We start from the raw sequence: 18,610 nt of genomic DNA, 5'->3' as shown, positions 1-18,610 counted from the left end.
AGTTCTAGCCAGTTGGCGAATCTTTCATTAAATCTCGTGCCTTTGCCTGTTGACATGGCCAAGTCTGTGCAAAACTAAGCACATGCTTAAGGGATTCAGAGATTTCATAATGAAGGGCAATGTCGTAGACCTTGCCGTCGCTGTTGTTATTGGTGCAGCTTTTGGTGCAGTAGTCACCGCGCTTGTCGACAAAATCATCATGCCCTTGATCGCTGGGATCGTGGGTTCGCCTAGCTTTGATGGTTTCCTCGTATGGACAATCAAGAAGGGCGTCGACGTAGAATTTGGTGCATTCCTGACAGTACTGGTGAACTTCTTACTCGTTGCAGCAGCAATCTACTTCATCGTTGTAGTGCCGATGAAGAAGATTACCGAGATGAGCAAGGCCAAGCTCGGTCTTGAAGAAGACGAAGAAGAAATTGATCCGCAGGTTGCCTTGCTTGCCGAAATTCGCGACGAACTGCGCAAGCGAACACCCTAAAGAAATAGGTCATCAACGAACCACGAGAATGTCTCGTTTCGCCGAACCCTAGGAATCGGCGAAACGAGACATTTCTGTTTAAACCTCCAAGGTATTTCTCGACACCGAGTTACCCAGTGGCGGCAGCAAAGTGCGGAAGATGGGATGATTGGTATGTGAGTGCACAATCAATTCAAAAGCCCGAGAACCCGACATCAGAGCAGACGCTGGCAACGACGCCACGCTGGGAACGCCGAGCAATCGTCGACTTGGCGAACGTGCGCGAGAATGTTAAGCGAGTTGCCGAGCTCGTTGCCCCCGCCAAAATCATGGCGGTAGTCAAAGCCGACGGCTACGGCCATGGCGCCGTAGCAGTGGGCCGCGCAGCACTACAAGCGGGTGCAACATGGCTTGGCTGTGCGCATGTGACCGAAGCAATGAAGCTTCGCGAGGCGGGTCTCACCGCACCACTACTTGCCTGGCTGCACACCGAAGGTACACCCTTTGAAGAGGCAATCGCCGCAAACATTGACCTAGCCGTCTCAGGCTGGGAACTGGACTATGTTGCACGTGCCGCCGAAGCAGCGGCACTGCCGGCACGCATCCACCTGAAAATTGACACCGGGCTGGGCCGTAATGGAAGCACTCCGGCTCAATGGGATGCACTTTTGGGACGCGCGGCAAGTTACCAGGAGGAAGGCCTACTTCGCGTTGTCGGCGTCTTCTCCCACCTAGCGGTGGCCGATGAGCCGGAGCGCCCGGAAACAGATGAACAGCTTGTAGCATTCGGTGAAGCCGTGGCACTTGCCGAAGATGCAGGTTTTGATCTTGAGGTCCGCCATATCGCCAATACGCCGGCAATCCTCACCCGCCCCGATGCACACTTTGACATGGTGCGACTAGGCCTTGGCCTTTATGGCCTGAGCCCCTTCAATGGCGAAAGCCCTGAAAGCTTTGGCTTGCGCCCGGCAATGAGTTTGGTCAGTCGCATGGCAAACGTAAAACGAGTTCCCGCGGGACAACGCGTTGGCTACGGTCTCCGTTACACCACCACAGAAGATACGTACCTTGGCCTAGTTCCCATGGGTTACGCCGATGGCATCCCACGGGTAGCAAACAATGCTCCGGTAAGCATTAACGGCAAGACATATCTGGTACGTGGGACCATCGCCATGGATCAATTCGTTGTTGATCTTGGCCCCGATATCGATGTTGATGAGTTCTTGGGTGCAGAAGTGATTCTTTTTGGCGAAGGAGGCCCTCAGGTCACCGAATGGGCAGACGCCGCAGGAACTATTAACTACGAGGTAGTCACCCGTATTTCTCCACGTGTTCCTCGTTTCTTAGTTGAAGGCACCTGGGGTGAATCCGGTGAGTGATGCTTCAATGGCCGAGGCCATGTTCGAAACCCATATCTCTGTGACAAACGTTGATGAAACCCAAGGCTTTGCGCAGCGACTCGGAAAACTGCTGGAACGTGGCGATCTGTTGATCCTTAGCGGGGAACTAGGTGCTGGAAAAACCACCTTTACCCAAGGCCTTGGAGCGGGCATAGGTGTGCGGGAAGGCATCATTTCCCCAACTTTTGTACTCTCAAGGATTCACCCAACCCTAGCCAGCGGACCAAACCTTGTGCACGTTGACGCATACCGGCTCACTAGTGCCGCAGAGGTAGATGATTTGGACTTGGAAGCCACCATGAGTACTTCGGTGACGGTGGTGGAGTGGGGCAACGGTAAGGTCGAACAACTTAACGATTCACGGTTAGAAGTCACGTTGTTGCGTGCGGGATCGGTTGATCTGGACCACGAACTCGTCTTTGACTTTCATGAAGGTGAAGACGAAGAGCCTCGCACGATCAAGCTCGAGGCATTTGGCCCACGCTGGGCCAAGGATGAACAGCTAATCTCGTTACTGAACGAATTCGAAAGCACAAGGAAATAGACAGTGCATTTACTGGCGATTGATACCTCGGCAAATGCTTCGGCGGCCCTGCTGGAAATTAGCGATCCACATAATGTTCGGATCATTGGTTCGTTTACCTCGGTCGAGAACAATGATCACGCCGAAGCCCTAGCACCGGCGATTCAGATGTTGCTCAATGAAGCCACCCTTGATGGCAAGAATCTTGCAGGAATTGCCGTTGGCGTAGGACCCGGACCTTTTACGGGCCTGCGCGTGGGACTTGCTACAGCACGTACGCTCAGTTTCGTGTGGGGCGTTCCATTACACGGAGTGATGAGTCTCGACGCTATTTGTTTTGACGCGGTTCGCAGTGGTGTTGAATCCGACTTCATTGTTGCTATTGATGCTCGACGCAAGGAAGTCTACTGGGCTCGTTATGACGTAACTGGTGCATTGCTGGACGGGCCAAATGTCACGGTTGTTGAAGAGCTACCGGCGCTGCCAGTGTATGGTTCCGGCGCCGGACTGTACTCCGAACGTCTAGAAGCAACCGGTGCCAAAGTGAGCGAAGAATTTCGTCAGACGAACCCCAGCGCCGTTGCCTTGGGAACACGGGCTGCACAGCGGCTGGCCGCGGGTGAAGAGATGCTCTCTTCCGAACCGCTTTACCTTCGTGAATCGGATGCCAAGGTTCCTGCGGTTATGAAGGGAAAATTGCTGTGAATCAGGCAACGGGTGCTAATCCTCTTGATGGCTTGAAAACTAGGTGTATGACAATTGCCGATCTTCCCGAGGTGTGGGCACTTGAAACAGAGCTGTTCCCTGCTGACGCCTGGCCGTACGAAATGTTTGCCGGTGAATTGACGCTCAGCGACACCCGCAACTATTGGGTGGTTGAAGATGGCCCGCGAATTGTTGCCTATTGCGGTCTGATGAGTGTATTACCCTTGGCCGATGTGCAGACCATTGCGGTGATCCCAGAGTATGAGGGACGCGGAATCGGATCGCATCTATTAGTAACCATGATCGCCGAAGCGACCGATCGAAGCGCTACCGATCTTTTGCTCGAAGTGCGCGCAGATAATCCGCGAGCTCAAAACCTCTACGAACGTTTTGGCTTTGAAGCAATTCATCGCCGCCCGAGATACTACCGCGACGGTGTAGATGCGGTCATCATGCGAAAAGTGCTGATCCCATCTATCTAGCGAAGCTTGCTATTTGCAGCAGGTACCCGAAACTTTTTGAATTCACGGCTCAGGAGACCTAAATTTCATGGCAACCTCTACTTCAAAGCCACTGATCCTCGGCATTGAATCTTCATGTGACGAGACAGGCATTGGCATCGTGCGAGGAACCGAGTTGCTCGTTAACGCAGTTGCTTCTTCAATGGAAGAGCACGTGCGGTTTGGCGGTGTTATCCCCGAAATTGCTTCGCGAGCGCACCTGAATGAGTTCGTTCCAACATTGGAATCAGCTCTGGAGCAGGCCGGGGTGACCCTGGATGAGATTGATGCGATTGCTGTTACCAGTGGTCCAGGACTCTCGGGGGCACTCATGGTGGGCGTGGCCGCTGCCAAGGCCTTGGCCCTAGCCAGTGAAAAGCCCCTCTATGCGATTAATCATCTAGTCGCCCATGTGGGTGTGGGAATACTTGACGGTGGGAAACTACCAGAAAACCTTGGCGCCTTACTGGTATCCGGCGGGCATACAGAGATCCTCCAAGTGAATTCCCTAGCCGACGATGTAGTACTTCTTGGCGCAACAATTGATGACGCAGCGGGGGAAGCTTACGACAAGGTCGCACGGCTTTTGGGCCTCGGGTACCCAGGGGGTCCTGCCATTGACAAACTCGCCACAGAGGGCAATCCCAAGGCCATTAGATTTCCCCGTGGGCTTACGATGCCAAAGTTTGTCGGTACCGCAGAAGAACCCGGAAAGCATCGACACGACTTCTCATTCTCGGGACTCAAGACTGCGGTTGCCCGCTGTGTCGAGCAATACCTCAAGCGTGGGGAAGAAGTGCCGGTGGCAGATATCGCGGCAAGCTTTCAGGAAGCAGTTGTCGATGTCATAACCTCTAAGGCCGTGCGTGCCTGCCAGGAGCACGGCCTCAGCAACCTATTGCTCGGGGGAGGGGTTGCAGCGAACTCTCGCTTACGCGAGCTTCTTGCCGCTCGCTGTGCCTCGGCGGGAATTACCCTGAGGGTTCCGCCGATCAGCTTGTGTACCGATAATGGAGCGATGGTTGCTGCGTTGGGTTCACTGTTGGTTACTGCCGGAGTTCAACCGACGGGACTGAAATTTTCGACGGATTCTGGCCAGCCGGTAAGTCTGATCTCGTTACCCGCGTAATCTCTGAGGACCAAAGAAGGCCTGGGTCCGGTTCTGCAAATGAACTGGACCCCGGCCATCATTTTGGCCTCTTATGCAATGTTCATCCGGCGAATATTGTCTTTCACGACTTCGCGCAGATCGCCACTGTGCTCTGCAGCGACCTTGTGCTGCCACTGGTAACCTGCACCACCGTCGATAATGCGTTCTACGTCTTTGAGTTCTAAGGCGCAACCAAGCTTTTCGGCAACGGGTGCTAGCCGCTCAAGTTCCATCCGCAAATGATCGGTGACAAGCATTTCATCACCCGCAGCGTTGAGAATGATGATTGCATCCATACCGTAGCGAGCCGCTCGCCACTTATTCTCGACACGGAACCACGGGGGCATGACCGGGATGGACCCACCCTGATCCAAAGTGGTCGACATGTCATCCACTAGACATTGGGTGAGCGCTGCAATGGCACCAATATCCTGGAGTGAGGATAAACCGTCGGCAATACGCATCTCGACCGTGCCAAATCGTGGCACGGGGCGAACATCCCAGCGGATCTCGGAGATATCGTCGATAACACCCGTATGCATCATGTCTGCTACGTAAGCTTCATAGTCTTCCCACGTGGGGAAATGATATGGAACTCCTGCTGTAGGTAGTTGCTGAAACATCAGAGCCCGATGCGAAGCGTAGCCGGTATCTTCGCCGCCCCAGAAAGGGCTGGAAGCGGAAAGCGCCTGAAAATGAGCCTGATAGTTGATGAGTCCATCGACTATTGGCAGCGCCTTATCGCGGGAATCTAAGCCAACATGGACATGCACGCCATAAATGACCATCTGCTGACCCCACCATTGGGTGCGATCAATCATCCTCGCGTAGCGATCTTTATCGGTGACCGGCTGTAGCTTCGGAGGGGCAAAGGGGTGGGAGCCTGCACAGTAGAGGTCGACGCCCATGGGGTCGGTAACTTCCCGGATCGCTACGAGATTCTCATGAAGCTCGACTTTGGCCTCGGCGACTGTGTCACAGACTCCTGTAACAATTTCCACGGTGTTGAGCAACAGTTCCTGCTTGACGTGTGGGTGTTCCTCGTCTTCAGTTAACGAACCGTGCTTTGCGTGTAGCTGTGCCAGCACGTCTTCGGCCACAGAACTTAGATCTGCGGTATTTCGATCCACCAACGCAATTTCCCATTCAACACCAAGTGTTGACTGGCGTGATGATGCGAATTCAATGTGCATCGTACCTCCATGTTAATTGCGGTGAATCACCCCAAAATTCTTGCAGCTAATAGTCTATCGAGTCTGTGAGGGCTCTTGATGACATCGATGGACTAATCCAAGCTCGTGCCGCAAGTCATGGTGGCAAGGTGCGTGGTTAGGGCAGCGGTTCAACTTCGATGGCCACGCGTGTCTCGCCAATGCGTGTAAGGATCAAGGTTGCCTTATTTTTGGCCCCCTTGCCCATGCCAGCCAGCAATACCTTCCGCAGTTCTTCGGGAGTCACATCCATACCGCGTTTCTTGATATCAAGCACTCCGATGTTTTCCGCCTTGACCCAAGCACGCAGATTTTTGATGTGGTATGGACGCACATTTACTACCCTGAAAGCCTTGGCAAATGGGGTTTGAACTGGTGCTTCAGTACCAAAATAGGCAATGTGGGGGTCCAACAGGTGTCCGCCGGTGCGCTTGAGCAGTTCATCGATGAGACCTGCGCGAATTACCGCACCATCGGGTTCATAAACATAGGCAGGAACCGGCCCTACGGGCACCTCGCCACGTAGTGCCGCATCTGGATCGAAGTCCACCGAGCTAGTGATTTCGTGAGCGCCATGATCATTTGTGACAAGCGCGGCTCGACGAATGTTCGGTCGGGCCAGTGGGCCAAACCACAAGGCTGCCTCGATGACATCCCCATTGACAGAGACCCATTGGACTTCACAATTGCTCGGAATAGCTTCATGTGGGACTCCCGGGCCCATCTTGACGCCTACGGCCAGGCCCTCATCGGCGAGTTTTTCAACGAAGGACAGCGGTGGGCTGAAGGCTTCGGGGTCAAAAATCCGTGAGGTTCCCGAGGTATCGGTGGTGCGGCGTGCCGGATCGAGCCAGACCCCGTCGAATCCCTCAAGGTCAAAACTCATGGCATCGGTATTCACTACCCGAGCATTGGGCCAGGGCATGAGATTTAGTGTCGTTGCAGCTGCGGTGATTTCATCGAGCTCTACTGCCGTGACCTCAATATCGGCACTGGCAAGGGCCAAGGAATCTGCTCCGATTCCGCAACCCAGATCAGCAACCTTCTTGATCCCGGCACGGGTGAAGCGTTGGGCATGTAAGCCCGCAATATTTAGGCGTGTTGCCTGTTCTAATCCAGCCTGGGTAAAAACCATGCTGTCAGCGAAAGGCCCAAATTTTGTGCGTGCCTTGAAACGCAGCTGGGTTTGTTGGACTACTGCCGTAGCCAGTTCGGCCGAATGTCCGGCCTTACGCAGTTCGAGATTGAGCGCAAATGCTGCATCTTTAGTTCCCGCAGACGACGGGTCAACAGAATTAAGTAGTTGCCATCCTTCGGTGGTTAACAAGATTGCAAGCTGGGAGCCGGAAGCATCGGAACTATGTGAGGGCATACGCTTAAGCCTAGCGTCTCGGATTGACTCGAACAGTGTCCTAGCGTCCTAGGCTGGCAGGATGTGTCGCAAGGGCCAGTCTTGACCGTCCAAAATGACTTGTGCGCAGGAGCCAGTGCCAGCGTTCACAAGGATCGGGGCAAGCAAATTCACCGTAGTTTGATTATTAGCCGTATTGACTATGACAAACACGCTTTGATTTGATTCATCCGGGGTTCCAAGAAGTAGGAGCTGATTGTGTGTAAACACTGGGCAATAATCGGGAAAATGGATTGCTGCATCAAGCACGAAAAGCCGCAATTCAGCAACCTGAACAGAGCTCAAAGAGTATAGGCCAACGGCACCCTCAACCGGGTCCAGCGACAATGTGACAGCCGTGGGGAAACCGAGCAATGGGGCTTGCGGAACCAAGACCCGGCTCATCGCAAAAAGTCCATCAAAGAAGGCTGTAACGTACGAGCAGCAGCAGACAATGCCGCTTGATAAGCAAGTTCTTGCTTCTTCAAATCGAGCACAACGGCCCCCAAATCTATGTCTTCAATGATGCTTCGGCGTCCTTCGAGAGCCACAGCATCGTTCAGTAAAGATTCCTCGGCCGCTAGGACGCTCGCGTGACTTGCGCCTATCGTTGAATGCACACCAAGTACCTGCTGCAAAAAACCATCTACCTTTGCTATCCGAGAGCCGATGTTAGTACCCAAGCGGAGCTCTGCAACGATTTCAGTGACTAACGCAAAAACGCTTGTTGTCCCGTTGCCGAACGCTTTGGTGCCATCGACATCTACGCGAACGGTGGAATTATCTCCGACCCGACGTTCCACGCTGCTACCGACAGAAAAGGTGTAGTTATCTTTGTCGAGTGCGTTCGCGCCATTAGAACTTCCCGCGAATATGTGCCGACCGTTGTATTGAGTATTGGCTACAACCATCAATGAGTCTCGAACCTGAATAAGTTCTAAGGCAATTGCTTCTTTTGCCTCGGGAGCCAAGGCACCATCGTTTGCCCCAGCAACAGTTAGATCGCGGAGTTGCTGGATAAGATCTGTGGCGGTGCTCATGGCTCGATCCGCCGTTGAGAGCCACCCATTTGCGTCTTGGGTGTTTCGCGTATATTGGTCAGTCTGCCGCTGTTGGGCGCGAACTGCCATCGCATTGGCAGTCCCGCTTGGATCATCGCTAGGACGACCGATTTCTTTCTGCGTACCGGCCTTGTTCTGTACGGTTGCCAATCGATTCATCGCGGCTTGAAGGTTGCGATCAGTGGTGTTGCTTAATGAAGCGGTAGTAATTCTCATGAGTTTATGACTGCCTATCTTCCAACGAGACCGGTGCGATTGATCAGCGTATCGAGCATCTCATCCACAGCGGTCATGACTCGTGCAGCCCCCTGGAAAGCATGTTGATGGGTTAGCAAAGCAACGTTCTCTTCATCGAGTGATACAGCAGAAACCGAGAGCTGAGCATTCACTGCAGTGGAAGCCGCGACGGCTGTCGAAACTGCTTGTTGTGCTTCGAATTTGGTTGCTACACCGATACGAATGACCAACTCGGACCATTTGGAGTCGGCGCCGTCTTTTAGCTTTCCCAATTGGGAGATCGCTGAAGCATTTGAGCCGTCCAACGGACCACCGGTAGCCGAACCGGTCGCCAAATCACTGGCTCCAATCGCCAAAACTTTTAACGAAAGAGCCGGATTATTTGTATCGATAAAGAAGAAATCAGAGCCTTGAACCCCGTCAACAGTTTTGCCGTTGGCTTGGGCAGTGTTGACAGTGGTGGCCAGAGCCAAGGCAATGGCGTCCAAGGCCTTAGCGCTTTCAGCCAATACACCACCGGTTCCTGCCGCATCTGCAGGGGCCAAGAGCGAAAGCGCACCCGCAATGCGTCCAGTTTGAGCACCAATGGCTCCAGCATTGCTATGGGTCCATTCAATGGTGGGTGCTGGCAACGAATTCATGGACAACGAACCTGTGACTTTGATGGTGCGCGCCGTAGTTCCACTGACCAGCGCATTACCACTAATCAGCACATCGATGGTGCCGTCAGGAGCCTCGCGAACAGTAGCGCCAGTTAATTCTGAGACTTGCTCGGCAAGTAGGGAACGCTGGTCAATGAGTGCATTTGGTGACCCTCCGGACGCGATAACGGAACGAATCTGCCCATTGAGTTCGGCAATGGCATTTGCGGCGCTATTTACGTCTGTGGCCATGGTTTCGAGGCCCGTCCGATGGCTATTCCACTGCGCAGCCATTTCGGAATGCGAGAGACTGATGCGGCTGGCCGCAGCCTTGGCTCGTTCAATGAGAACCGCTGCTGGGGCTGCTTTACCCGGGTCACCTGCGACGTCTTCCCAGCCAGCCCAAAAATCATTGAGCAAGGCGGAAAGCCCATTCTCACCAGGCTCGCGAAGGATGTCTTCCAGATTCGATAGCCCATCGGCCCGAATATCTGAATGCGATGCTATGGCTAAGGTGCCACGTACACGGGCATCTAAATGGGAGTCGGATAAGCGGGCAATTCCAGAGAACCCTACGCCCTGACCAACACCATTTCTGCTCGTCAATAGACCAGTTTGCGTAACTGAACCTACCGAAACAAAGTCAGCACGTTGACGCGTGTATCCCCTCGTTCCGATGTTGGCGAGATTGTTTCCGGCCGTCTCCATTGCCAAACGTGCCGCATTCAATCCCGTCATCGCGGTATTCAGTCCACTGAATGTGCTCACAGGCACTCCTTAAAGATTTGTGTCGATAATATGGGCACCAGAATCGCGAGACGCGGAAGTGCCGGCCGGACCATAAAGCGAAGGGTCTTCGCCTAATTTGGCCAGTGTCTCTTGCGTTGAACGGTACGCGGAGCGAAGATACTGGTCATTGGCCTCACGCAGGGCAGCAATTTCCGTGCTTGTAGATCGAAGTGCCGCAAGGTGGGCTGCAAATATTTCTTTCCAAGGTCCCTCAGGTGCGGAGTCAATGATTTGGGCCAAGGAAGAATCGTCATTGATTCCCCAACTTGAAGCAACGCTTGACGCTTCGATAGCGCGCAGCAAGCCTGCAGCGTTTACCTTTTCTAACACGTTTTCAATTTCACGAGTTGCAAGACTGATCCAGCGCGACTTTCCGGCCACTAAAAGTAGATGTTGTTCTTCCAATTTGAACTGCAGAAGTTCAAGCAATTCGCGTTCTTTCCACAAAAGTACTGAAAGTTCATTGGTTCCCATGAATATTCCTTCCCAAGCCTTAGCTACCCCCCCATTACGCATCCCCAGTTCGAACAACTCTATCGACTGCAAAGCGACGCGCGTTAGTTAGATTCCCACCACTATCAGATTTTGGAGCTAATATCTCTTGTGGCTTGAATTCTTTGGGGAGAAATAGCTGAGTGGCCAGGAACATATGGGTAGCCGGTCAAGTCATTCTCTCTAAGTGATAAGGAACCAACTAGTGGATCAGCACGCACGCAACAGCTTAGTTGTCGAGAACTTGCCGCTTGTCGGCTATCTCGCAGCCGAAATGTGTGCAAAGGCAACTCATCTGTCTCGAGAAGATCTTGCCTCGGTTGGCGCGATCGCGCTGATTTCGGCGGCTGAGGCCTTTGATGTGAACCTAGGTGTCCCGTTCGGTGCTTATGCGCGTCGCCGCATCATTGGCGCCTTCGCAGACGATATGCGTTCAAATGATTGGGCTCCGCGCGGTGCCCGCAAACGCATTACCGAGCTGCGAACCATACAAGAAACGCTGACCGCAGCCATCGGACGTACCCCAACCCTGGCTGAGCTGTCAGACGCTTTGGGCACCGACCAAGAATCCACGTTGTCAATACTCAGTGATTCCGCCCGCACCGTGGTGGGGATCGATGACGCGATGAACGACTATCTCAGCTCCGGCAACCTGACGCCTGAAGAAACAGTACTTGAAGCAGAACACGTGCAGATTGTTCGGGCAGCAGTCGCAGCGCTGCCCGAGAACCTACGCTCAGTGATTGAGCGAATTTACTTCCAAGGCCTAACGGTTAAGGACGTGGCCGCCGAAATGAGAGTTACACATTCGGCTGTGTCGCAGCGCCGAACTGCTGCAATGAAACTTCTGCAAGAAGGGCTGCAATCGCTCTATCTGGTTGATGCCGAACCGGTGCTAGAACAAAGGCTAACTCGGGCAGCCACACAACGCAGGGAACAGTATCTCGGTGAGTTTCATGACCTTGCCGCCGGTGGTATCACCAAGCCGGAGGGCTCTCGAGAAGCTCTTACCGCGACGATGTAGCGACAGTCACTCGAGAATTATTGTTGTGAATGGCTAACCGGATCATGGTGCCGGCCGATAGTTGGTCTTGAGGTCCATGGATGGACCTCGTCTAAGACACCCGTCTCACGGAGGAATTCACCATGGGTATGCAAATTAACACCAACATTTCGGCGCTCAACGCTCACCGAAACCTTTCCAACACGCAGAACGACCTGTCCAAGTCGCTGGAGAAGCTCTCCTCCGGTTTGCGCATCAACCGTGCAGCCGATGACGCAGCAGGCCTGTCCATCTCAGAAGGTCTGCGCGCGCAGTCCAACGGCCTTGGCGTTGCAGCCCGCAACGCCCAGGACGGCATCTCGGTCATCCAGACCGCTGAAGGCGCCCTGACCGAGGTCCACTCGATCCTGCAGCGCGTTCGCGACCTGGCTGTCCAGGCCGGCAGTGACTCGAACAACGATGATTCGCGTAAGGCACTCACCACCGAAGCAACAGCCCTGGGTGACGAGCTGGCGCGCATCGCCGATACCACGAACTTCAATGGCATCAACCTGATGGACGGTGCTGCACTGAGCTTCCAGGTCGGCGCCAACGGCGATCCGTCCTCGCAGATCTCGGTCAACCTGACCGACCTGGCTGACGCAGTGAAGACTGTTACGGCCCTAGTAGCTGGCACCGACGTCGCCGCCGGAACCTCAACACTGGCCATCGATTTGACTTCAGCCACGGCGGCCGCCACGTCGATCACCGCCATTGACACGGCCATTACGGCTATCTCCTCGAGCCGCTCGGAACTGGGTGCAAGCCAGAACCGCTTCGAGTCGGCAATCAACTCGCTGAACGTCTCGCGCGAAAACCTCTCGGCTGCAGAGTCCCGCATCCGCGACGTTGACATGGCTGGCGAAATGGTCAAGTTCACCGCCAAGAACATCCTGTCCCAGGCCGGTACCGCCATGCTCGCGCAGGCAAACCAGTCCACTCAGGGTGTTCTTTCCTTGCTGCGCTAAAACCCAAGGCAGTAAGGCGGTTCCTTGATCGGCATGAGAGTTTGAAACGCTCATCAGGTGCTAGCTATGCAGCTGGCCATTGAGGAAACAAGAAGTTTGACTCATGAATCTCCCGTGGCATCCGCGGTGCACGAAGTGCACGTATGCCACGGGAGATTCGCAATATGTATACAAGACTGAAGAAGCGGAGACGGTATGGGCCTGTCATTAGACGGACTATCCAGTGGCTTGAACACCACTGAACTGATCAAATCACTGATGCAGGTCGAAGCGATTCCGCAGAACATCTTGAAGAACAAGGTCAAATCAACGCAGACCATGGTTAGTGCTTTGCAAGCGCTAAATACAAAGGTCGCGGATCTGGCCGACTTGACCAAAAAACTTGCTATGCCGGAGTCACTGCAGCTCTTCAGCACCTCCAGCAGCTCCGATGGTGTCAAGGCCACGGCCAGTGCGGGGGCCAACCCCGGCTCCTTGGACGTCACCGTCACAAAACTGGCCCAGGGCCAGATTCATGTTTCGGAAGCCCTCACTGAATGGCCGGGATCCACCTTCGACATCAAATCGGCAGACGGTACCAAATCCACGTCCATAGTCGCTTCCTCGAGTTCGCTTGACGACGTGATCAAGGCCGTCAATGCCTCAGATTCCGGAGTCAAGGCCGTCAAGGTTGCCACGGGGGATGGCACAACGTTCCGTGTACAATTCTCTTCGGTAGAAACCGGTGCCACCAACGGGTTCACGATTACCAAGGCGGACGGAAGTACGCCGGAGGATTTGAAAGTCATACGGCAGGCACAAGATGCCGAGCTGACACTGTGGTCCGGCACCGAGGCCGAACAAAAAGTCACCTCCGCCACTAATACCTTCGCGTCGTTGCTGCCGGGCGTGGACATTACAGTGTCCAAGGTTTCTTCAGAACCGGTTACCGTATCGGTGGCCCGGGATACTGAAGCATCCACCAAGGTCGCTTCAGATCTAGTGGATAAGCTCAATGACCTCTTCAAATTCATCGCGGTCAACTCGGCAGTTAGCAGCGGGGCCGGTGGCGCAACGACGGGTATGATCTTCACCGGTGACAGCACTGTTCGGGATGTCAAACAACGTGTCATGGAAGCCGTGACTGCGCCGATTGATGGAAAATCTCCCTCCGAGGTCGGTATCTCGATCACTAAAGACGGCAAGTTGGAATTCGATGCCGAAAAGTTCGCGAAAGTACTTGCCGAGGATCCGGCTCGAATAGATGCGACATTGCAAACAGTTTCCTCCCGAGTCTCTGGTACGACATCGACGTTGTCTGATAAATACGACGGAGCAATTACCTCGCGTATCAAGGGCCAAGAATCCATGGTGTCCAGGCTGGACACGCAAATTCTTGACTGGGACCGTCGACTGGCAACCCGCGAAGCAACACTTAAACGAACCTATTCGGCCTTGGAAGTCCAGCTGAGCAAGCTCAACTCCCAACAGTCATACATGGCCTCACAACTTTCCTCCTTGAATGCTGGAGCACAAAACTGATGATGAATCCAGCCCAAAAACGTGCCCAGCTCAACAGGGAAGCCATTCTTTCGGCTAGTCCAGCTCGGCTGCTGATCATGCTTTATGACCGGCTGGTACTTGACCTGAGCCGAGCCGAAGCTGCCCAGCATTCAGCGGACTGGGCAACAGCGTCCGAGAACCTTGTACACGCCCAGGAGATCATTGCGGAACTTGCTTCGTCCCTGAACGCAGAGGCTTGGGACGGCGCCCACGGGCTGCAAGGCCTTTACACATATGCAACCCAAACACTGATCAACGCAAATATCCGTCGTGACCCGGTACTGACGAGCCACGTCAAAGGACTCATGGAGCCGCTGCGGCAGGCCTGGCATGAAGCCGCGATAGCACCGCTTGTAGCAACCTCACTTAGCACTGGTATGCAAATTGGATAGGGAACCCACCACGGAAGCGACGGAACAAGCCTGGATTGCCGTGTTGGAAGCACTGGAAGCGGACATGGCAGGACTGCGCCGCTTCACGGCCGACCATGAGGTTCTCTTTGAGCTGCCCACCGGGTGGACAGCACCCGCGAATATTGGTCTCATGCCCGCTACCCTGAAAAATCGTGCTCAAGCGGTTTTCGGTCAAATGCAGGAATTAGCCCGAATGCTGACCGAACGCCGAGATGAGACTGCGCGCCAACTGCGGGTTGTTGATTCGGTGCCCCGTTATGAATCGCCTACTTCTCTTTATTTAGATGTGGAAGGTTAGCGAAAACAGCTAACGGCTAGGGATTGTTGGTCGATTGTCTGAGGTGAGCATGGATTGCTCATCCATTTTTGTGCCCAAGGATGGGCCGCATTTCGATTCTGGAGCTTCGTTTCGTGTTCGATTCCGTCACGTCATTGGCATTGGAAAGTGCCCTAGACGGGTTGGCCTCGCGCCAGCGTGCCATCGCCAATAACATTGCAAACGTCAATACCCCCGGCTACCATGCCCGCCGCGTAGATTTCGAAGCCGCGTTGACGCGGTCCGTGGCAAACCGTGACGGCAAGAGTGCAGCGACCACCTCTACCTCGCTGGAGCCCACCCGGCTCGACGGCTCAAACGTCAATCTTGACACCGAGACGCTCTCCAACATTGACACAGTGCTGCGCTTCCAATTCGCTACACAGGCTGCATCGGGTCCCTTTAACAGCATCCGCACAGCACTCAGGAGCAACTAATGCCAGACGCAATCGGCATTGCCGGCACAGCATTGACAGTCCACCGAAAATGGCTTGATGCAATCTCGGACAACCTTGCAAATGCAAATACAGTGACCTCCACCGATGGAGAAGCCTTCCGTGCCCGCTACATCGTGGCGCAAGCCAGCGGGAACAATCAGGGAGTATTCGTTTCGGGTACCGAATTCGGCAACGCCGATGGCCGGATCGTTCACGAACCGGATCATCCCTTAGCCGATGCCGAGGGCAATGTGCGTTACCCAGACATCGACATGTCCGAGCAAATGGGTGCACTGATTCTGGCCCAGCGCGGTTACCAAGTGAATGCCGCGGTAGTGGACCGCGCCAAGGAAACCTACCAAGCTGCACTGCAGATCGGACGCAACTAATGCCCATGAACATTACCCCAGTCACCGGTGTCAGCCCCACTACAGCCACCGGGTTCGCTCAGTCACCTGCCAAGGCCGGAACCGAGGGTGCTGCCTTCGCCAATGCGCTGGGCGGCGCGATCAACGAAGTGCAGAGCCTTCAAAGCACCTCAAATGACCTGTCGATTAAGGCCGTCACCGGGGATCTGACCGACATTCATGCCGCGACGCTTGCTTCAACTCGTGCGGCAGTTGCACTTGAAATGGTTTCAACATTCCGCAATCGTGGGGTTGAAGCATTCAATGAGATCATGCGGATGCAAGCCTGATGGCCGCTGTTCCTGCCCCCTTGGGCAAGCTGATGGAATCCGTGCGTGGGTTCAGCTTGGCACAGCGAACCATCATGATCATCGGCGTTGCCATCCTTGTCATGGGTGCGATCGCTCTTGCTACGTTTCTGAACCAACCCAAAATGACACCCCTGTACTCGGGGCTTGCCCCCGAAGATGCCGCTGGGATCGTCGAACAGCTCAAGACCGACGGCGTCGCCTATGAATTGACCGGCGGTGGTGGAACCATCATGGTTCCCGAAGCAAGCGTCTACGACGCCAGACTCAAGGCAGCGGCGGCAGGCCTTCCCAGCGCGGGAACCGCCGGATACTCGCTGCTGGACCAAATGGGCGTCACCTCCAGCGAATTCCAGCAAAGCATCACCTACAAACGCGCACTGGAGGGAGAACTTGCCGCCACCATCCAGTCAATGGATGGCGTCAAGCTGGCCTCGGTGAAACTTGCCATCCCCGAACAAACAGTTTTTGTGGCGTCCAAAACCAACCCGACGGCCTCGATTTTTGTTGAGACCAGGCCGGGTTCAACACTCACCCGCGATCAGGTGCAGTCCGTGATCCACCTGACCTCGGCATCGGTTGATGGACTCAAGCCCGAAGACGTATCGCTCGTCGATGCGGCAGGTAACCTGCTCTCGGCCGCGGGGGTGGGCATGACCGGGGGAGCAGACCAGCAAGCCTCCGACTATGAGACGCGAGTTGCCAGCTCCGTTCAGGGAATGCTTGACCGTGTGGTTGGAACGGGTAATTCAACTGTTGCCGTGGCCGCGGAGATGAGTCTAGAGTCTGCCGAGCGTACCGAGGAAACATTTACCGATCCCGAGGGTTCTCCTGCCCTGACGGAATCCGAAAAGGAAGAAAGCTATGAAGGAAACGGCGCTCCATCCGCGGGTGTCTTGGGCCCAGACAACATTGCTGTGCCCGAGAATGCCAGTGGCAACGGGACCTTCACCTCAACTGACAATCAACGCACTAACGCCATTAACAAAGTCACCGAAAACCGCATGATTCCATCCGGAACATTGCAGCGCCAGAGTGTTTCGGTGGCGGTCAATGAAAGCGCGGCCCGGGAGCTAAACATGGAGCAGCTAACCGAAATGGTTTCCAACGCAGCAGGGATCAGCGCTGCCCGTAACGACCAAGTCAGCATCTCGGTGGTTCCTTTCAACACAGATTCTGCGGCAGCGGCCCAAAGCGAGCTAGCGGCTGCCGCCGCAGCTGAGACAGCACTGCGTAATGCGGCCTTGCAACGCCAGTTGATCTATGCCGGTGTCGTCGTGCTTGCGCTCATCCTTGCCGTCGTATACGCCTTGTATGTGCGCCGCAACAAGCAGAAGCGTGAGCCGATCGACCTGGGTGAACTGCACGACTACGCGTCCCTGTCTGCGGTGCCGGTGCCCATGGAAAACCCCCATCCGGAGACGGTGGCCCTGACAAACGTGGTGTTACCGCAACCCGTTGCGACGTTCCCCATCTCGCACAACGCCAAGCGTGAGGAACTCTCCGCCCTGGCCGCCACCGACCCAGCACTCATGGCCGACTACTTGCGCACCGTTATGGATGATAAGAGGAACGAGTGAAGCCCCTCGGACCGGGTGGTTCAGCGATGTTGAGCGGAACCCAAAAAGTCGCCATTGTCTTGATGCAAATGGAAAAGGAACACGCCGCGGAAGTGCTACGGCACTTCAATGAATTCGAGGCGGACGAGATTGCCGGAGAACTGGTGCGCCTGCGCCGAGTTGATGCTCAAACCGTGCAAGATGCAATCCACGAGGTCCATGAGCTTGCAACTTCCGGGCAATTGAACGCACGCGGTGGGCGGGAAATTGCCGCCGGGCTGCTGGAAGCATCATTTGGTTCGGACAAAGCCAATTCGGTGATGGACAGGCTCTCCTCATCACTTGCTGGAATGACCTTTGAGTTCTTGGAAGGTACCGATGCCGCACAAGTTGTTGCGCTGCTTGATGGGGAGCTGCCGCAGACAGCTGCCCTAGTCATTGCCCACCTGCGCCCAGATATTGGATCGGCAGTTCTTTCCAGCTTTGAATCAGGTGTTCGAACCGACGTAGCAAGCGCGCTGGCGACCATGGGATCGGCTGCACCTGAGGCCGTGCGTGTGGTGGCCGAGGCACTGAAGAAACGCACCGGAAACATCACCACACCGCGTGAGCCAGTGGAAGCCGTCGGTGGTATCCAACCCTTGGTGGAAATCCTTAATAGGTCGGATGTGGCCATCGAGAAGGATGTGCTGCAATCCCTTGAACTGCGTGATCCATTGCTTGCCGAGGAAGTACGTTCCCGCATGCTCTCCTTCAGTGACATCGTGAAGTTCGAACGCAAAGACGTCCAGCGGGTACTCCGTGGTATCAACCCCACCATCCTGGCCTATGCACTCAAGGGGGCCGGGGATGGTGTCGAGACGACCATTCGGGCGAACATCTCCGACCGCACCAAAGAAGTGTTGGATGCGGAAATCGCTTCAATGGGTCGGGTGCGTGTGTCCCAAGTTGAGGAAGCCCGTGCCGATATTGTTCGATCCATTCGGGAATTGGAAACCACTGGTGAAATAACTATTGAGCGTGGCGACGAAGATGACTTTGTCCTCTGAACCGGAGGGC

General features: G+C 54.8%; 22 protein-coding genes. 16 read left to right on the top strand and 6 right to left on the bottom strand.

From position 1 onward, the window contains the following. The first annotated feature begins 82 nt into the window (after nucleotides 1-82). The 6 genes from mscL (at nucleotide 83) to tsaD (ending at nucleotide 4,717) form a co-directional block, all read left to right on the top strand. On the top strand, nucleotides 83-481 hold the full coding sequence (mscL, locus tag CQ018_RS01900; RefSeq protein ID WP_105548269.1) for a large conductance mechanosensitive channel protein MscL: 399 nt from the start codon (nucleotides 83-85) through the stop codon (nucleotides 479-481). A gap of 155 nt (nucleotides 482-636) precedes the next feature. Further along, on the top strand, nucleotides 637-1,839 hold the full coding sequence (alr, locus tag CQ018_RS01895) for an alanine racemase (RefSeq protein ID WP_105548268.1): 1,203 nt from the start codon (nucleotides 637-639) through the stop codon (nucleotides 1,837-1,839). Nucleotides 1,840-1,846: 7 nt separating this feature from the next. After that, nucleotides 1,847-2,404 (top strand): tRNA (adenosine(37)-N6)-threonylcarbamoyltransferase complex ATPase subunit type 1 TsaE, encoded by a 558-nt coding sequence (tsaE, locus tag CQ018_RS01890; RefSeq protein WP_105548671.1) that lies wholly within the window; start codon nucleotides 1,847-1,849, stop codon nucleotides 2,402-2,404. Between the two features lie 3 nt (nucleotides 2,405-2,407). Further along, complete coding sequence (tsaB, locus tag CQ018_RS01885) at nucleotides 2,408-3,088, top strand: tRNA (adenosine(37)-N6)-threonylcarbamoyltransferase complex dimerization subunit type 1 TsaB (RefSeq protein ID WP_105548267.1); 681 nt, start codon at nucleotides 2,408-2,410, stop codon at nucleotides 3,086-3,088. 47 nt (nucleotides 3,089-3,135) lie between these two features. Further along, complete coding sequence (rimI, locus tag CQ018_RS01880) at nucleotides 3,136-3,570, top strand: ribosomal protein S18-alanine N-acetyltransferase (protein WP_105548266.1); 435 nt, start codon at nucleotides 3,136-3,138, stop codon at nucleotides 3,568-3,570. 67 nt (nucleotides 3,571-3,637) lie between these two features. Then, a complete protein-coding gene (tsaD, locus tag CQ018_RS01875) occupies nucleotides 3,638-4,717 on the top strand; it encodes a tRNA (adenosine(37)-N6)-threonylcarbamoyltransferase complex transferase subunit TsaD (RefSeq protein WP_105548265.1) in 1,080 nt (359 codons plus the stop codon). 71 nt (nucleotides 4,718-4,788) lie between these two features. Here the strand turns inward: tsaD and CQ018_RS01870 are convergent, their stop codons facing one another. From CQ018_RS01870 to CQ018_RS01845, 6 genes are all read right to left on the bottom strand, one after another. After that, nucleotides 4,789-5,931, bottom strand: a complete 1,143-nt coding sequence (locus CQ018_RS01870) for a glutamate--cysteine ligase (protein ID WP_105548264.1) — start codon at nucleotides 5,929-5,931, stop codon at nucleotides 4,789-4,791. Nucleotides 5,932-6,067: 136 nt separating this feature from the next. Next, entirely contained in the window at nucleotides 6,068-7,321 is a 1,254-nt protein-coding gene (locus tag CQ018_RS01865) for a class I SAM-dependent methyltransferase (protein WP_105548263.1), read from the bottom strand. A gap of 48 nt (nucleotides 7,322-7,369) precedes the next feature. Further along, nucleotides 7,370-7,744 (bottom strand): flagellar assembly protein FliW, encoded by a 375-nt coding sequence (locus CQ018_RS01860; protein ID WP_105548262.1) that lies wholly within the window; start codon nucleotides 7,742-7,744, stop codon nucleotides 7,370-7,372. Further along, nucleotides 7,741-8,616, bottom strand: a complete 876-nt coding sequence (flgL, locus tag CQ018_RS01855) for a flagellar hook-associated protein FlgL (protein ID WP_105548261.1) — start codon at nucleotides 8,614-8,616, stop codon at nucleotides 7,741-7,743. Before flgL ends, CQ018_RS01860 begins: the two co-directional genes overlap by 4 nt. A 14-nt stretch (nucleotides 8,617-8,630) precedes the next feature. Beyond that, nucleotides 8,631-10,046: a flagellar hook-associated protein FlgK gene (flgK, locus tag CQ018_RS01850; protein WP_105548260.1), complete on the bottom strand. Its 1,416-nt coding sequence runs from the start codon at nucleotides 10,044-10,046 to the stop codon at nucleotides 8,631-8,633. A 9-nt stretch (nucleotides 10,047-10,055) separates the two neighbouring features. Continuing rightward, on the bottom strand, nucleotides 10,056-10,541 hold the full coding sequence (locus CQ018_RS01845) for a flagellar protein FlgN (protein WP_105548259.1): 486 nt from the start codon (nucleotides 10,539-10,541) through the stop codon (nucleotides 10,056-10,058). Between the two features lie 223 nt (nucleotides 10,542-10,764). On the opposite strand from CQ018_RS01845, the gene CQ018_RS01840 reads away from it, so the two are divergent. The 10 genes from CQ018_RS01840 (at nucleotide 10,765) to fliG (ending at nucleotide 18,600) form a co-directional block, all read left to right on the top strand. Continuing rightward, nucleotides 10,765-11,583: a sigma-70 family RNA polymerase sigma factor gene (locus CQ018_RS01840; RefSeq protein WP_105548258.1), complete on the top strand. Its 819-nt coding sequence runs from the start codon at nucleotides 10,765-10,767 to the stop codon at nucleotides 11,581-11,583. 122 nt (nucleotides 11,584-11,705) lie between these two features. Further along, nucleotides 11,706-12,569: a flagellin gene (locus CQ018_RS01835; RefSeq protein WP_105548257.1), complete on the top strand. Its 864-nt coding sequence runs from the start codon at nucleotides 11,706-11,708 to the stop codon at nucleotides 12,567-12,569. Between the two features lie 195 nt (nucleotides 12,570-12,764). Next, nucleotides 12,765-14,090: a flagellar filament capping protein FliD gene (fliD, locus tag CQ018_RS01830; protein WP_105548256.1), complete on the top strand. Its 1,326-nt coding sequence runs from the start codon at nucleotides 12,765-12,767 to the stop codon at nucleotides 14,088-14,090. Next, the gene (gene fliS / locus CQ018_RS01825; RefSeq protein WP_308728880.1) at nucleotides 14,090-14,503 is read left to right on the top strand and encodes a flagellar export chaperone FliS; all 414 of its coding nucleotides are present in this window, start codon (nucleotides 14,090-14,092) and stop codon (nucleotides 14,501-14,503) included. Before fliD ends, fliS begins: the two co-directional genes overlap by 1 nt. Further along, nucleotides 14,496-14,822, top strand: coding sequence for a hypothetical protein (locus CQ018_RS01820; protein ID WP_105548255.1), 327 nt, complete (start codon nucleotides 14,496-14,498; stop codon nucleotides 14,820-14,822). Before fliS ends, CQ018_RS01820 begins: the two co-directional genes overlap by 8 nt. Nucleotides 14,823-14,935: 113 nt before the next feature. Next, the gene (gene flgB, locus CQ018_RS01815) at nucleotides 14,936-15,277 is read left to right on the top strand and encodes a flagellar basal body rod protein FlgB (RefSeq protein WP_105548669.1); all 342 of its coding nucleotides are present in this window, start codon (nucleotides 14,936-14,938) and stop codon (nucleotides 15,275-15,277) included. Further along, nucleotides 15,277-15,666 carry a flagellar basal body rod protein FlgC gene (locus CQ018_RS01810; protein ID WP_105548254.1) on the top strand — a complete coding sequence of 130 codons (390 nt, stop codon included), beginning with the start codon at nucleotides 15,277-15,279 and terminating at the stop codon, nucleotides 15,664-15,666. Before flgB ends, CQ018_RS01810 begins: the two co-directional genes overlap by 1 nt. A gap of 5 nt (nucleotides 15,667-15,671) precedes the next feature. Beyond that, the gene (fliE, locus tag CQ018_RS01805; RefSeq protein WP_374954174.1) at nucleotides 15,672-15,974 is read left to right on the top strand and encodes a flagellar hook-basal body complex protein FliE; all 303 of its coding nucleotides are present in this window, start codon (nucleotides 15,672-15,674) and stop codon (nucleotides 15,972-15,974) included. After that, nucleotides 15,974-17,572, top strand: coding sequence for a flagellar basal-body MS-ring/collar protein FliF (fliF, locus tag CQ018_RS01800; RefSeq protein ID WP_105548252.1), 1,599 nt, complete (start codon nucleotides 15,974-15,976; stop codon nucleotides 17,570-17,572). Before fliE ends, fliF begins: the two co-directional genes overlap by 1 nt. Further along, nucleotides 17,569-18,600 (top strand): flagellar motor switch protein FliG, encoded by a 1,032-nt coding sequence (gene fliG / locus CQ018_RS01795; protein WP_308728878.1) that lies wholly within the window; start codon nucleotides 17,569-17,571, stop codon nucleotides 18,598-18,600. Before fliF ends, fliG begins: the two co-directional genes overlap by 4 nt. Nucleotides 18,601-18,610: the final 10 nt, after the last annotated feature.

The organism is Arthrobacter sp. MYb227, from assembly GCF_002975435.1.
In the GTDB taxonomy this organism is placed as follows: domain Bacteria; phylum Actinomycetota; class Actinomycetes; order Actinomycetales; family Micrococcaceae; genus Paeniglutamicibacter.
The sequence above is the reverse complement of the archived record's forward strand: the minus strand, read 5'-3'. Positions and strand labels throughout refer to the sequence as shown.

Excerpts from the sequence above, each read along its gene's own strand:
- fliE (WP_374954174.1), top strand. The coding sequence starts at position 15,672 with ATGAACATTACCCCAGTCACCGGTGTCAGCCCCACTACAGCCACCGGG.
- mscL (WP_105548269.1), top strand. The coding sequence starts at position 83 with ATGCTTAAGGGATTCAGAGATTTCATAATGAAGGGCAATGTCGTAGAC.
- flgL (WP_105548261.1), bottom strand. The coding sequence starts at position 8,616 with ATGAGAATTACTACCGCTTCATTAAGCAACACCACTGATCGCAACCTT.
- CQ018_RS01845 (WP_105548259.1), bottom strand. The coding sequence starts at position 10,541 with ATGGGAACCAATGAACTTTCAGTACTTTTGTGGAAAGAACGCGAATTG.
- CQ018_RS01860 (WP_105548262.1), bottom strand. The coding sequence starts at position 7,744 with ATGAGCCGGGTCTTGGTTCCGCAAGCCCCATTGCTCGGTTTCCCCACG.
- fliD (WP_105548256.1), top strand. The coding sequence starts at position 12,765 with ATGGGCCTGTCATTAGACGGACTATCCAGTGGCTTGAACACCACTGAA.
- fliF (WP_105548252.1), top strand. The coding sequence starts at position 15,974 with ATGGCCGCTGTTCCTGCCCCCTTGGGCAAGCTGATGGAATCCGTGCGT.
- CQ018_RS01870 (WP_105548264.1), bottom strand. The coding sequence starts at position 5,931 with ATGCACATTGAATTCGCATCATCACGCCAGTCAACACTTGGTGTTGAA.
- rimI (WP_105548266.1), top strand. The coding sequence starts at position 3,136 with ATGACAATTGCCGATCTTCCCGAGGTGTGGGCACTTGAAACAGAGCTG.
- CQ018_RS01810 (WP_105548254.1), top strand. The coding sequence starts at position 15,277 with ATGCCAGACGCAATCGGCATTGCCGGCACAGCATTGACAGTCCACCGA.
- tsaE (WP_105548671.1), top strand. The coding sequence starts at position 1,847 with ATGGCCGAGGCCATGTTCGAAACCCATATCTCTGTGACAAACGTTGAT.
- tsaD (WP_105548265.1), top strand. The coding sequence starts at position 3,638 with ATGGCAACCTCTACTTCAAAGCCACTGATCCTCGGCATTGAATCTTCA.
- CQ018_RS01865 (WP_105548263.1), bottom strand. The coding sequence starts at position 7,321 with ATGCCCTCACATAGTTCCGATGCTTCCGGCTCCCAGCTTGCAATCTTG.
- fliS (WP_308728880.1), top strand. The coding sequence starts at position 14,090 with ATGATGAATCCAGCCCAAAAACGTGCCCAGCTCAACAGGGAAGCCATT.
- CQ018_RS01835 (WP_105548257.1), top strand. The coding sequence starts at position 11,706 with ATGGGTATGCAAATTAACACCAACATTTCGGCGCTCAACGCTCACCGA.